The organism is Paraburkholderia ginsengisoli NBRC 100965 (genome assembly GCF_000739735.1).
In the GTDB taxonomy this organism is placed as follows: domain Bacteria; phylum Pseudomonadota; class Gammaproteobacteria; order Burkholderiales; family Burkholderiaceae; genus Paraburkholderia; species Paraburkholderia ginsengisoli.
In genome coordinates, this window is the sequence record NZ_BBJF01000004.1 from 683,452 (window position 1) to 695,876 (window position 12,425).

Genomic DNA, 12,425 nt, shown 5'->3' on the forward strand with positions numbered 1-12,425 from the left:
CGCGGCGCGAGACGGCTTTCGGTGGACGTGAATCGATGGACGTCATTCGACGGGCATGAAACATCACAACATGATGGATCACTACGTTGCATTGCATGAGTCGCATCCTGACGTACGCGAAGCGAAGCGAAGCCTCGCGCGCGGCAGCAGGAAATGATACCCGCTATCGCTTGAACGCATGCGCCGCCATCCGTGCCGCCAGGCGCCCCAACCGGCGCACTGCTTCGTCGGCGAGATCGAGATCCGTGCTCGGACAGCTCAGTCGGATGAAGTGATCGAAACGGCCCGCGTTCGAAAACACGGTTCCCGGCATCACGCGAATACCATCCTCCAGCGCGGCATCGAAGAAAGCCGCCGACGACACTTCGCGCGGCAACTCGATCCAGAAGAACATGCCGCCGCACGGCGGCGTGAAGCGCGTGCCGTCGGGAAACGATGCCGCCACCGCCGCCGCCATCCGTTCGCGCTGTAATCGCAAGCCGTCGCGCAAACGCCGCAGATGACGCTCATACGCGCTCGTCTCCAGAAACCCTGCCAGCACGACTTGCGACAACTGCTCGTTATGCCGCGATTGCGCGAACTTCAGCATGCCGATGCGCGGATGCCAGCGTCCGCCGTTGATCCAGCCGACCCGCATGCCGGGCGCCAGCGTCTTGTTGAACGACGTGCAATGGATCACGGTGCCGTCGGTGTCCCACGCTTTCAGCGAGCGCGGCGGCTGTACGCCATCGACGAGCTCGCGGTACGGGTCGTCCTCGATCAGCGGAATGCCGGCGCGCGCGCACAGTTCGACGAGGCTCGCCTTGTGCGCGTCGGGCATCACGCTGCCGAGCGGATTTTGCAGGTTCGGCACGACCACTACCGCCTTGATGTCCGGATGCGTGTGCAGCGCGAACGCGAGCGCTTCGATCGCGAGGCCGGTGCTCGGACTGGTCGGAATTTCGAGCGCGCGCAGGCCGAGGCTTTCGAGCGCCTGCAGCAAACCGAAGAAGCACGGCGATTCGACCGCGACGGTGTCGCCGGGCTGCGTCACCGCGCGCAACGCGAGGTTCACGGCTTCGATGCCACCGTGCGTCATGATGATGTCGTCCGCGCCGATCTGGATGCCGGCCGCGAGCGCCCGCCGCGCGATCACCGCGCGCAACGCCGGATCGCCCTGATCGGGACCGGCGGCGGTCAGCAAGGTGGGCCGTGCGCGTAACGCGCGCAGCGCGGCCTTCTGCAACGCGCCGGTCGGATAGAGATCGGGCGACGCGGTCGCGCCGCCCAGATTCAGCGCGTGCGGATAGCGCTGGTACGTCGACACGAGCGTCGAAATCGCCGAGTGAATGCCGACGAACTGCGCGGCGCCCGGCAGCGCGAGGTCGGGTTCGGCGGCCGCCGGCAACGCAGCCTGCGGCGGCACGCGCACGAAGTAGCCGGCGCGCGGCCGGGCGTCGATCAGCGCGGCGCGCTCCAGCACGCGATAGCTCTCGGTCGCGGTCGCGAGACTCACGCCGTGGCGCTGCATGAACGCGCGCATCGACGGCATGCGATCGCCCGGACGCAGCACGCCGTTGCCTATTGCGCGGCGGTATTGGTCGGCCAGTTGGCGATAAAGCGGCTGGCTGTCGGTTGGCCGCTCGGCCGACGGGTCCGCCCGGTTCAGAATGGTTTCGGTCATGAGCCGATGGTGCGGACAGTTCGCGCGCCGCGACAGATACACATCGGCGCGATTCGGACCGATACAGCGCACCGGAATGCGTGGCTGTAGCGGTTCAGATTATCGGCAGTTGCGGCTGTTTTCACGTGGACGGACTCACTAAGCTGGATGGCATGAAAACGGTTTGAAGGAATCTGTCATGCACGATCGTGAATCCCGCGCCGGCAGCTTGCGTCGCACTCCAGCGTCACCGGTCGCGGCCGGTCAAATCGTGATGCGCGACCTGCGCGCCGGCAGTTCGATCGTGGCCGTCGAAGGCGATCTGCAACTCGGTTTTCGCGACCGTTCTCTTGCATGGCTCAGCGACGCGGTGCCGCTCACGTCGATCATCCTGCGCGAAGGCGAATGCTGCGTGACGCCGCAACACGGCATCGTGTCGATCAGCTCGGCGCATGCGAATGCCGCCGCGTTCATCGTGCTGCCGTCGCATGCCGGGGCGAGCGTTTATGGCAGGATGCGCGAGGCCGCGCAGCATCTCGCCGGCCTCGTGCGCACCCGCTTGCGGCGCACCGCCTGACAGCCCGCGGCTCACGCGACGCCGCCCGGTACAATGCGTGACCAACCGCTTCCTTCGAGGTGCCGGTCATGTTCTTCCCACGCGCGCCGCTGTCCGGCCGTCTGTCCCGTCTCTGCCGCCTGTTCGCCGTCGCCGTCTTCGTCACGTTGACGCTCAACGGCTGCGCCGGCCTGTTCGGAGCCGACCCGTTGCGCGTCAGCGTGGCCGGCATCGAACCGATAGCAGGCCAGGGGTTGGAGATGCGCTTTAACGTCAAACTGCGCGTGCAGAATCCCAACGACTCGACGGTCAGCTTCAGCGGCGTGTCGCTCGATCTCGAACTGAACGGCAAGTCGTTCGCGAGCGGCGTCAGCGACCAGAGCGGCACGGTGCCGCGCTTCGGCGAAACCGTCGTCAGCGTGCCGCTGACCGTGCCGGCGTTCGCCGCCGTTCGCCAGGCCTTTGCGTTCGCGGGCGCCGCGCAGTCGGGGGAGGTTCCGTACATCCTGCGCGGCAAGCTCGCGGGCGGCTTGACCGGTACGACGCGCTTCATCAGTCAGGGGACGTTGAGCCTCGCGTCCCTTGGGGCAGCGTCGCCATGAGATCGGCGTGGCGGCCTTCGAGCCGCTGAGTCTCGCGACCCGTGGCATCGAAAAACACCCGCTACACGTTCGGCGCGGACTGCTTGCTACTCCCGCGCGCTCACATGCGCGGCGGCCCGACCCCGGTTGCGATCAAACCACTTCGAACAATCCCGCCGCGCCCTGCCCGCCGCCGATGCACATCGTCACGACAACCAGCTTCGCGCCGCGCCGCTTGCCTTCGATCAACGCATGGCCGGTCAACCGCGCGCCCGACACGCCATACGGATGGCCGACCGCGATCGCGCCGCCGTTCACGTTCAACCGGTCCTGCGGAATGCCGAGTTTGTCCGCGCAATACAGCACCTGCACCGCGAACGCTTCGTTCAGTTCCCACAGGTCAATGTCCTCGACCTTCAGACCCGCCTGCTTGAGCAACTTCGGCACTGCGAACACCGGGCCGATGCCCATTTCGTCTGGCTCGCAACCGGCCACCGCGAAGCCGCGGAAAATGCCGAGCGGTTGCAGACCTTCACGCTCCGCGACCTTCGCGTTCATCACGACGCACGCCGACGCGCCGTCCGAGAACTGACTCGCGTTGCCCGCGGTGATGACGCCGCCCGGCATCGCGGTGCGAATCTTCGACACGCCTTCGAGCGTCGTATCGGCGCGAATGCCTTCGTCGCCGCTGACGGTCACTTCCTTCGTGAATAGACGGCCGCTCGCTTTGTCGGCGACGCCGGCGAGCACCGTCAACGGCACGATCTCGTCCTTGAACCTGCCCGCTTCGAGCGCGGCCGCCGCGCGCTGTTGCGAGCGCACGCCGTATTCGTCCTGACGTTCCTTCGAGATCGAATAGCGCTTCGCGACGTTCTCGGCGGTCTGCAACATCGACCAGTAGATTTCCGGCTTGTTCTTGCTGAGCCAGCCTTCGGCCATCATGTGGCGGTTCATCTCGTTCTGCACGCACGAGATCGATTCCACGCCGCCGGCGACGAACACGTCGCCTTCACCGGCGATCACACGCTGCGCGGCGAGCGCGATGGTTTGCAGACCCGACGAGCAGAAACGGTTCACCGTCATGCCGGGCACCGTGACCGGCAAGCCGGCGCGCAATGCGATCTGGCGCGCGATGTTGCCGCCGGTCGCGCCTTCCGGATTCGCGCAACCCATGATCACGTCTTCGACGCGCGCCGGGTCCAGCTTCGCGCGTTCGACGGCGGCTTGCGTCACGTGGCCGCCGAGCGTCGCGCCGTGCGTCATGTTGAAACCGCCGCGCCATGATTTGGCGAGACCCGTGCGGGCGGTCGATACGATTACAGCGTCAGTCATGCGTGTCTCCAACTTTCAGATGTCGATCGTGGCGCGTCGGCGAATCGCCGTGCGGCTTGGGCGCCGCAGCGCGCCACCTCGGTCGGTTTGATTCGAGCGGTCCGCTCAGCCGTTAAACCCACGGCCCTCTGCGGCCAGCTTCGCGATGCCCGGCGCGAGTTGCCACGCGTCGCCGTTCGGCCGTGCCGCGTAACGGCGAATCGCGCGCTCGACGTTGTAGAGCCCAACGGTGTCCGCATACAGCATCGGGCCGCCGCGATAGAGCGGAAAACCATAGCCGGTCAGATAGACCATATCGATATCCGACGCCTTCGACGCGATACCTTCCTCGAGAATCTTCGCGCCTTCATTGACGAGCGCGAACACGAGACGCTCGACGATCTCCTCGTCGCTGATCTTGCGGCGCTCGGCGTTGGTTTCCTTCGAGAACGCGCCGATCATCTCGTCGACCACTTTCGACGGATACGCGGTGCGGTCGCCCGCCTTGTAGTCGTACCAGCCGCCGCCGGTCTTCTGACCGAAGCGCCCGGTCTCGCACAAACGGTCGGCGATCTTCGAGTAGTGCATGTCAGGATGTTCCTGATAGCGGCGCTTGCGAATCGCCCAGCCGATGTCGTTGCCGGCCAGATCGCTCATGCGGAACGGGCCCATCGCGAAGCCGAACTTCTCGATGGCCTTGTCCACCTGCGCGGGCAGCGCGCCCTCTTCGAGCATGAAGAGCGCCTGACGGATGTACTGCTCGATCATCCGGTTGCCGATGAAGCCGTCGCACACGCCCGACACCACCGCCGTCTTTTTTATCTTCTTCGCGAGCTTCATCACGGTGGCGAGCACGTCTTTGGCGGTCGCCTTGCCACGCACCACTTCGAGCAGTTTCATCACGTTGGCCGGGCTGAAGAAGTGCATGCCGACCACATCCTGCGGGCGCTTCGTGAACGCGGCGATCTTGTCGACGTCGAGCGTCGACGTGTTGGAGGCCAGGATCGCGCCGGGCTTGGCCACTTCGTCGAGACGCCTGAACACCTGCTCTTTCACGCCGAGTTCTTCGAACACGGCTTCGACGATCAGGTCCGCGCTCTTCAGGTCGTCGTAGGACAGCGTCGGCGTGATCAGCGCCATGCGCTGTTCGAGCGCTTCGGGCTTGAGCTTGCCCTTCTTCACGGTGGCTTCGTAGTTCTTGCGGATCGTCGCCACGCCGCGGTCGAGCGCTTCCTGTTTCGTTTCCAGCAGCGTGACCGGAATGCCCGCGTTGATGAAGTTCATCGCGATGCCGCCGCCCATCGTGCCCGCGCCGATCACGGCGACCGTCGCGATGTCGCGCGTCGGCGTGTCGGAAGGCACGTCGGGGATCTTGCTTGCCGCGCGTTCGCCGAAGAACGCATGACGCAGCGCGTGGCTCTCCGGCGTCTGCACCAGCGCGACGAAGCATTCGCGCTCGAATGCGAGGCCCTTGTCGAAGCCGTTCTGCACGCCCGCTTCCACGGCGTCGATACATTTGTGCGGCGCCGGGAAGTTCTTTGCGATCCCCGCGACGCTGTTGCGCGCGAACTGGATGAAGCCGGCCGCATTCGGATGCTCGATCTTACGGTCGCGCACTTTCGGATGCGGGCCTGTCTTCGCGCCGACCTTGCGGGCGAACGCGAGCGCCGCTTCGGCGAGCTCGCCCGGCGTCGCGACGACTTCGTCGAACAGACCCGAGTCGGCCAGTTTCTCCGACAGCACGGGCGTGCCGGAGACGATCATGTTCAACGACGCTTCGAGACCAATCGCGCGCGGCAGACGCTGCGTGCCGCCCGCGCCCGGCAGAATGCCGAGCTTCACTTCCGGCAGCGCGATCTGCGCGCCCGACGAGGCGATGCGGTAATGCGCGCCGAGCGCCAGTTCCAGCCCGCCGCCCATCGCGACGCTGTGAATGGCCGCGACCACCGGCTTCGCGCTGCCTTCGACGACCTTGATGACCGTCGCGAGCGTCGGCTCCTGGGTCGCTTTCGGCGTATTGAATTCGGTAATGTCGGCGCCGCCCGAGAAGGCCTTGCCCGCGCCGGCCAGCACGATGGCCTTGATGGCCGGATCGTTCTGCGCGCGCTCCACGCCTTCGACGATGCCCGCTCGCGTCGACAGGCCGAGGCCGTTCACCGGAGGATTGTTCAGCGTGATGACGGCCACGCCGTCATGAGTTGTGTAGTCCACTGCCATCTGCCTGCCTCCATGCGATCCATGCAATGAGGCGGTGCGTTGCGCGCCGCCTGTCCGGTTTTGTCGAGCCGGGTGAATGGCCAATGAATGCCCATTCGGGTCCGGCTCATTGTCCGTCTTTCAACCGATTGTTTCCGGGTCAGCAGGCAGAATACACAGAAAAGCACGATCGTTCAATTTATCAGGGGGCGGGGTTTCCCCTGGAGAGCGGGCAATTCGCTTCGTCTTCGAGCGCGGACGGCAGTACGTGATCGCGGAAAATGTCGCGCAGTTTCAGTTTTTGCAGCTTGCCCGTGGCCGTGTGCGGCAGTTCGTCGACGAACGCGACATCGTCGGGAATCCACCATTTGGCCACCTTGCCGTCGTAGAACGCGAGCAGTTCCTCGCGCGTCACGTCGAAGCCCGCGCGCTTGACGACCACCAGCAGCGGACGCTCGGTCCACTTCGGATGCGCGCACGCGATACACGCCGCTTCCGCCACCGCCGGATGCGCGATCGCGACGTTCTCGATGTCGATCGAGCTGATCCATTCGCCACCGGACTTGATTACGTCCTTCGAACGGTCGGTGATGTGCAGGAAGCTGTCGCGGTCGATGGTGGCGACGTCGCCGGTCGGAAACCAGCCGTCCACCAACGGCGAGTCGTCCTTGCGGAAGTACCGGTCGATCACCCACGGCCCGCGCACATGCAGGTCGCCGAACGCGACGCCGTCCCACGGCAATTCCTGTCCGTCCTCGCCGACGATCTTCATGTCGACGCCATACATCACATGCCCCTGCTTTTCGAGCAGTGCGCGCTGCTCGGCGAGCGGCCGCTGGCTCTGCTCCCAGGTGAGCTTCGCGAGGGTGCCGAGCGGCGACATCTCGGTCATGCCCCAGGCGTGGATCACCTGCACGCCGTAGTCGTCCTCGAACGTGCGCAGCATGGCCGGCGGACACGCGGAGCCGCCGATCACCGTGCGATCGAGCGACGAGAACTTCACGCCCGCCTCGCGCATGTAGTTCAGCAAGCCGAGCCACACCGTCGGCACGCCCGCAGAATAGGTGACGCGCTCGCTCTCCATCAGCTCGTAGAGCGACTTGCCGTCGAGGTCCTTGCCGGGGAACACGAGCTTCGCGCCGGTCAGCGGCGCCGCGTGCGGAATACCCCACGCGTTCACATGGAACATCGGCACGACCGGCAGCACCGCGTCGCGCGCGGACAGGCCCATCGCGTCGGGCAACGACGCGCCGAACGCATGCAGCACCGTCGAGCGATGCGAATACAGCGCGCCCTTCGGATTGCCGGTGGTGCCGGATGTGTAGCAAAGGTACGAGGCCTGGCGCTCGTCGATGGGCGGCCACTCGAAGTGGCCGTCCTGCGCGGCCATCAACGTCTCGTAGCAAAGCACCGGCGTTTGCATGGCCGGCAGATGCGCTTCGTCGCTCAGCGCGATCCAGCCGCGCACCTTCGGGCATTGCGGCGCGAGCACGTCGACGAGCGGCGCGAACGTGATGTCGAACAGCACGTAGGCGTCGTCGGCGTGATTGACGATGTAGGCGATCTGATCGGGAAAGAGGCGCGGGTTGATCGTGTGGCAGACGGCGCCGAAGCCGGTCGTGCCGTAATACGCTTCCAGATGCCGGTAGCCGTTCCATGCGAGGGTCGCGACCCGCTCGCCGGGTTGGACGCCCAACGCGATCAGCGCCTGCGCGAGCTGCTTCGCGCGCTGCTCGCAATCGCGATAGGTGTAGCGATGCAGATCGCCCTCGATGCGCCGCGAGACGATCTCGGTGCTGCCGAAATGCCGTGCGGCATGCGTGAGCAGCGAGGACACGGTGAGCGGCACATCCATCATCTGGCCCAGCAGCGGCGTCGTCATAAAACGGGGTCTCCTCGGCTTGTCGTTTCGATTGGGTGTGCGGTCCGGGAGCCGATGGGCGCGATGGGATGCGACGGGTGCGTGTGCCTGCGCCGCCGGCGAGATCCGCGCGACCCGCGAAGCCAGTGGAGCATAGTCCAAAGGCCGGCCAGCAGCTCCGCGGGCGCGGACTTACAATATCGGTTAATCCAGAGGCGCTCAATATGTCGTTTTCCCCAAGCATTGCAGGGTTATCCGAAGCTTTAGCGGATTTTTCCAACGCTCTTGTCACCTCCCCCGAAAGCGCGTTCGCGCGGCTCGGCAGCGCGTTTCTCACGCGCCTGCCGGCCGCGCCGCTCGACGCGCCCTACATGGTTGGCTTCTCCACGGAGACCGCCGCGCTGCTCGGTCTCGCGCCCGAGCTTCAGAACGATCCGGGCTTCGTCGAACTGTTCTCCGGCAACGCCACGCGCGCCTGGCCGGCCGACGCGCTGCCTTATGCGTCGGTGTATTCCGGGCATCAGTTCGGCGTGTGGGCGGGCCAGCTCGGCGACGGTCGTGCGCTCGGTCTCGGCGAAATCGAACACGACGGCCAGCGCTTCGAGTTGCAGTTGAAGGGCGCGGGACGCACGCCGTATTCACGCATGGGCGACGGCCGCGCGGTGTTGCGTTCGTCGATCCGCGAATATCTGTGCTCGGAGGCGATGCACCACCTCGGCATTCCGACCACCCGCGCGCTGTGCGTGATCGGCTCCGATCAGCCGGTGCGGCGCGAGACGGTCGAGACCGCCGCGGTGGTCACGCGCGTCGCGCCGAGCTTCGTGCGCTTCGGCCACTTCGAGCACTTTTATTCGAACGATCGCACCGACGCGCTGCGCGCGCTCGCCGATCACGTGATCGAGCGTTTCTATCCGCGTTGCCGCGACGCCGACGATCCGTATCTCGCGCTGCTGAACGAAGCCGTGCTGTCCACCGCCGACCTGATGGTCGAGTGGCAGGCGGTCGGCTTCTGTCACGGCGTGATGAATACCGACAACATGTCGATCCTTGGCCTCACGATCGACTACGGTCCGTTCGGTTTCATGGACGGCTTCGACGCCGGCTACATCTGCAACCACTCCGATACACAGGGCCGTTACGCGTACAGGATGCAGCCGCAAATTGCGTACTGGAATCTGTTCTGCCTCGCGCAAGGTTTGTTGCCGCTGCTCGGCGAACAGCACGACGAAAGCGTGCGCGGCGACAAGGCGATCGAAGACGCGCAGCGTGTGCTCGGCGGCTTCAAGGAGCGTTTCGCGCCCGCGCTGGAGCGGCGCATGCGCGCGAAGCTCGGCCTCGAAGTCGGGCGCGACGGCGACGATGCGCTGGTCAATCGCCTGTTCGACGTGATGCACGCGAACCGCGCCGATTTCACGCTGACCTTCCGCCACCTCGCGCGCCTGTCGAAGCACGACGCGAGCGGCGACGCGCCGGTGCGCGACCTGTTTCTCGATCGCGCCGCGTTCGATGCGTGGGCGAACGACTACCGCGCGCGGCTGTCCCATGAAACACGCGACGACGCCGCGCGCGCCATTGCAATGAACCGTGTGAACCCCAAATTCGTACTTCGCAATCACCTTGCGGAAACGGCGATCCGCCGCGCGAAAGAGAAGGATTTTTCCGAAGTGGAGCGCCTCGCCGCGGTGCTATGTCGTCCTTTCGACGAACAGCCCGAGCACGAAGCGTACGCGGCGCTGCCGCCGGACTGGGCGAGTTCGCTGGAAGTCAGCTGCTCGTCATGACACGCGGGTCAGAAGCGGCACCCTGCCCTGTTCCGCGAAATGAACCGGGTCCGCGATGAAAGCGCAACGAAGCTGCAATGAAGCCTGAACGCAAGGCCGAACGAATCAACGCCAATCCATCAAGCCGTCCCCAGAACAAGCCCGAGACAGGAACCCGACCATGAACCATCCCGACGACCTCAACACCGACGCCCCCGCCGTGCAGAAAGACGACGCCGAGTGGCGCAAGCAGCTCTCCGACATCGAATATCAGGTGACGCGGCACGCAGCCACCGAGCGGCCGTTCACGGGCCGCTATCACGATCACTGGGATCGCGGCATCTACGATTGCGTGTGCTGCGGCACGCCGCTATTCGAATCGGACACCAAGTTCGACGCCGGCTGCGGCTGGCCGAGCTACTTCAAGCCGATCAACGGCGAAGTGATCGCCGAGAAGACCGACCGCTCGCACGGCATGCTTCGCATCGAAGTGCAATGCAAGAACTGCGGCGCACATCTGGGTCACGTGTTCGAAGACGGCCCCGCGCCGACGGGCTTGCGTTACTGCATCAATTCGGCTGCGTTACAATTCGAGCCCAAGTAATCCCAGCGGCGCCGAGTCAGGCGCGTTGCCGGCCGGCGTGAGCGGTAGAGCCGGCCCGGCCACGCGATGCAACCGACCCGGCTCACGGGCTTGCCGCCGCGGCGCGACCGGTCCGCTACGCGCGGCCCGGCACGCCGTCGTCCGTTCATGCGACGGGCGCGCGTGACGGATCGGCGCGGCGCGTTTGCGCCGCTTGCACACCACCGGGCGCTTCGCACCGCGCCCTCACCCTCGACTCACTCTCCGTATTCCCGACCAGATAATGAAATTCCTGTTCGATCTGTTCCCGATCATCCTGTTCTTCGTCGCCTTCAAGATCTGGGGCATTTTCACGGCGACGGCAGTGGCGATCGTCGCCACGCTGGTGCAGATCGCGTGGGTGGCTTTCCGCCACCGCAAGGTCGATCCGATGCTGTGGGTGAGCCTCGGCGTCGTCACCGTATTCGGCGGCGCGACGCTCGTGCTGCACAACGACACCTTCATCAAATGGAAGCCGACCGTGCTGTACTGGGCGTTTTCCGTCGCGCTGATCGTTTCGCAACTGGCCTTCAACAAGAACCTGATCGAAGCGATGATGGGCAAGCAGATCACGCTGCCGCACGCGATCTGGGGCAAGCTGAACCTCATCTGGGCGGTGTTTTTCGTGCTGCTCGGGCTCGTGAACCTGTTCGTCGCGTATCACTACACGACCGACCAGTGGGTCAATTTCAAGCTGTTCGGCGCAACCGGCTGCCTGCTGGTGTTCATCGTCGGACAGAGTTTGTGGCTGTCGAAGTACATGAAGGAAGAATGACATGACGAGCGATGTTTTCATGCATGCCACCACCGCCGAGCGCGCCGCGTTGATCGAAGCGCGCCTCACGGCCGCGCTCGCGCCGGTCGCCTCGATCAGCATCACCGACGACAGCGCGCAGCACGCGGGCCACGCCGGCGCGTCCGCCGGCGGTCATTTCAGCGTCACGATCGTGGCCGTCGCATTTGGTGGCAAGGCCCGCGTGGCGCGGCATCGCATGGTGTATGATGCGCTGGCCGATGCCATGCAGCGCGGCATTCATGCCCTTGCCATCACGGCGTATACGCCCGAAGAATTTGCTTTGTTGCCCCGCTAGGAACTTCCGATGACCTTGAAGAAAACCCGCCTTTGGGTATTGCTGGCTGCGTTTGCGGCCGCACCTGCATTTGCACAGAACATCGCTGTCGTCAACGGCACGCCGATTCCGAAAGCGCGCGCCGATGCGCTGATCGATCAACTGGTTCATCAAGGCCAGCAAAACACGCCGCAATTGCAGATGGCCGTGCGCGAAGAGCTGGTGAACCGCGAAATCCTCATGCAGGAAGCGCTGCGCCGCGGGCTGCCGAATCGTCCGGACATCAAGGCGCAAATTGCCGTCGCGCAACAGACCGTGGTGCTGCGCGCGCTGATCGAAGACTTCGTGAAGAACAACCAGCCGAGCGACGCCGAAGTCACCGCGCGCTACAACGCGCTGATCAAGGACGCGGGCGGCAAGGAATTCCACCTGCACCACATCCTCGTCGACAACGAACAGCAGGCGAAGGACCTGATCGCGAAGATCAAGGCCGGCGCAAGCTTCGAAGATCTCGCGAAGCAATACTCGAAGGACCCGGGATCGGGCAAGAATGGCGGCGACCTGGACTGGTCGGACCCGAAAGCCTACGTGCCTGAATTCGCGGAAGCGGCCACGCATCTGCAGAAAGGCCAGATGACCGACACGCCGGTGCGCACGCAATTCGGCTGGCACATCATCCGTGTCGACGACATTCGCAGCACGACGCCGCCGCCGCTGGAGCAGGTGCGCGCGCAGATCGTCCAGCAGATCCAGCAGGAAAAGCTGCAGGCATTCGAAGAAGGTCTGCGCAAGAACGCGAAGATTCAGTAAGTTTGAACTGAACGCT

11 protein-coding genes are annotated in these 12,425 nt (G+C 65.0%); 7 read left to right on the forward strand and 4 right to left on the reverse strand.

Annotated elements, in window-relative coordinates:
• Positions 1–163 precede the first annotated feature (163 nt).
• Positions 164–1,663 (reverse strand): aminotransferase-like domain-containing protein, encoded by a 1,500-nt coding sequence (locus BGI01S_RS07095; protein WP_042324487.1) that lies wholly within the window; start codon positions 1,661–1,663, stop codon positions 164–166.
• Between the two features lie 178 nt (positions 1,664–1,841).
• Here BGI01S_RS07095 and BGI01S_RS07100 point away from each other — a divergent pair, with 178 nt between their 5' ends.
• Both BGI01S_RS07100 and BGI01S_RS07105 read left to right on the forward strand, forming a co-directional pair.
• Positions 1,842–2,219: a hypothetical protein gene (locus tag BGI01S_RS07100; protein WP_042323639.1), complete on the forward strand. Its 378-nt coding sequence runs from the start codon at positions 1,842–1,844 to the stop codon at positions 2,217–2,219.
• 68 nt (positions 2,220–2,287) lie between these two features.
• Positions 2,288–2,800 carry an LEA/WHy family protein gene (locus BGI01S_RS07105; protein ID WP_042323641.1) on the forward strand — a complete coding sequence of 171 codons (513 nt, stop codon included), beginning with the start codon at positions 2,288–2,290 and terminating at the stop codon, positions 2,798–2,800.
• A gap of 132 nt (positions 2,801–2,932) precedes the next feature.
• Here BGI01S_RS07105 and BGI01S_RS07110 read toward each other — a convergent pair whose 3' ends face one another.
• The 3 genes from BGI01S_RS07110 to BGI01S_RS07120 all read right to left on the reverse strand — a co-directional run bounded on the left by BGI01S_RS07110 (position 2,933) and on the right by BGI01S_RS07120 (position 8,168).
• The gene (locus tag BGI01S_RS07110; protein WP_042323643.1) at positions 2,933–4,111 is read right to left on the reverse strand and encodes an acetyl-CoA C-acyltransferase; all 1,179 of its coding nucleotides are present in this window, start codon (positions 4,109–4,111) and stop codon (positions 2,933–2,935) included.
• A 105-nt stretch (positions 4,112–4,216) separates the two neighbouring features.
• Positions 4,217–6,307, reverse strand: a complete 2,091-nt coding sequence (locus BGI01S_RS07115; protein WP_042323645.1) for a 3-hydroxyacyl-CoA dehydrogenase NAD-binding domain-containing protein — start codon at positions 6,305–6,307, stop codon at positions 4,217–4,219.
• A 181-nt stretch (positions 6,308–6,488) separates the two neighbouring features.
• Entirely contained in the window at positions 6,489–8,168 is a 1,680-nt protein-coding gene (locus BGI01S_RS07120) for a 3-(methylthio)propionyl-CoA ligase (RefSeq protein WP_042323647.1), read from the reverse strand.
• Between the two features lie 203 nt (positions 8,169–8,371).
• Between BGI01S_RS07120 and BGI01S_RS07125 the strand changes: the two genes are divergently transcribed.
• The 5 genes from BGI01S_RS07125 to BGI01S_RS07145 all read left to right on the forward strand — a co-directional run bounded on the left by BGI01S_RS07125 (position 8,372) and on the right by BGI01S_RS07145 (position 12,409).
• Positions 8,372–9,928, forward strand: a complete 1,557-nt coding sequence (locus tag BGI01S_RS07125) for a protein adenylyltransferase SelO (protein ID WP_042323649.1) — start codon at positions 8,372–8,374, stop codon at positions 9,926–9,928.
• A gap of 160 nt (positions 9,929–10,088) precedes the next feature.
• A complete protein-coding gene (msrB, locus tag BGI01S_RS07130) occupies positions 10,089–10,511 on the forward strand; it encodes a peptide-methionine (R)-S-oxide reductase MsrB (RefSeq protein ID WP_042323650.1) in 423 nt (140 codons plus the stop codon).
• Between the two features lie 262 nt (positions 10,512–10,773).
• Positions 10,774–11,304: a septation protein A gene (locus BGI01S_RS07135; RefSeq protein ID WP_042323652.1), complete on the forward strand. Its 531-nt coding sequence runs from the start codon at positions 10,774–10,776 to the stop codon at positions 11,302–11,304.
• Between the two features lies 1 nt (position 11,305).
• The gene (locus BGI01S_RS07140) at positions 11,306–11,620 is read left to right on the forward strand and encodes a BolA family protein (RefSeq protein WP_042323654.1); all 315 of its coding nucleotides are present in this window, start codon (positions 11,306–11,308) and stop codon (positions 11,618–11,620) included.
• Between the two features lie 9 nt (positions 11,621–11,629).
• Complete coding sequence (locus tag BGI01S_RS07145; RefSeq protein ID WP_042323655.1) at positions 11,630–12,409, forward strand: peptidylprolyl isomerase; 780 nt, start codon at positions 11,630–11,632, stop codon at positions 12,407–12,409.
• Positions 12,410–12,425: the final 16 nt, after the last annotated feature.

Excerpts from the sequence above, each read along its gene's own strand:
- BGI01S_RS07095 (WP_042324487.1), bottom strand. The coding sequence starts at position 1,663 with ATGACCGAAACCATTCTGAACCGGGCGGACCCGTCGGCCGAGCGGCCA.
- BGI01S_RS07100 (WP_042323639.1), top strand. The coding sequence starts at position 1,842 with ATGCACGATCGTGAATCCCGCGCCGGCAGCTTGCGTCGCACTCCAGCG.
- BGI01S_RS07105 (WP_042323641.1), top strand. The coding sequence starts at position 2,288 with ATGTTCTTCCCACGCGCGCCGCTGTCCGGCCGTCTGTCCCGTCTCTGC.
- BGI01S_RS07110 (WP_042323643.1), bottom strand. The coding sequence starts at position 4,111 with ATGACTGACGCTGTAATCGTATCGACCGCCCGCACGGGTCTCGCCAAA.
- BGI01S_RS07115 (WP_042323645.1), bottom strand. The coding sequence starts at position 6,307 with ATGGCAGTGGACTACACAACTCATGACGGCGTGGCCGTCATCACGCTG.
- BGI01S_RS07120 (WP_042323647.1), bottom strand. The coding sequence starts at position 8,168 with ATGACGACGCCGCTGCTGGGCCAGATGATGGATGTGCCGCTCACCGTG.
- BGI01S_RS07125 (WP_042323649.1), top strand. The coding sequence starts at position 8,372 with ATGTCGTTTTCCCCAAGCATTGCAGGGTTATCCGAAGCTTTAGCGGAT.
- msrB (WP_042323650.1), top strand. The coding sequence starts at position 10,089 with ATGAACCATCCCGACGACCTCAACACCGACGCCCCCGCCGTGCAGAAA.
- BGI01S_RS07135 (WP_042323652.1), top strand. The coding sequence starts at position 10,774 with ATGAAATTCCTGTTCGATCTGTTCCCGATCATCCTGTTCTTCGTCGCC.
- BGI01S_RS07140 (WP_042323654.1), top strand. The coding sequence starts at position 11,306 with ATGACGAGCGATGTTTTCATGCATGCCACCACCGCCGAGCGCGCCGCG.
- BGI01S_RS07145 (WP_042323655.1), top strand. The coding sequence starts at position 11,630 with ATGACCTTGAAGAAAACCCGCCTTTGGGTATTGCTGGCTGCGTTTGCG.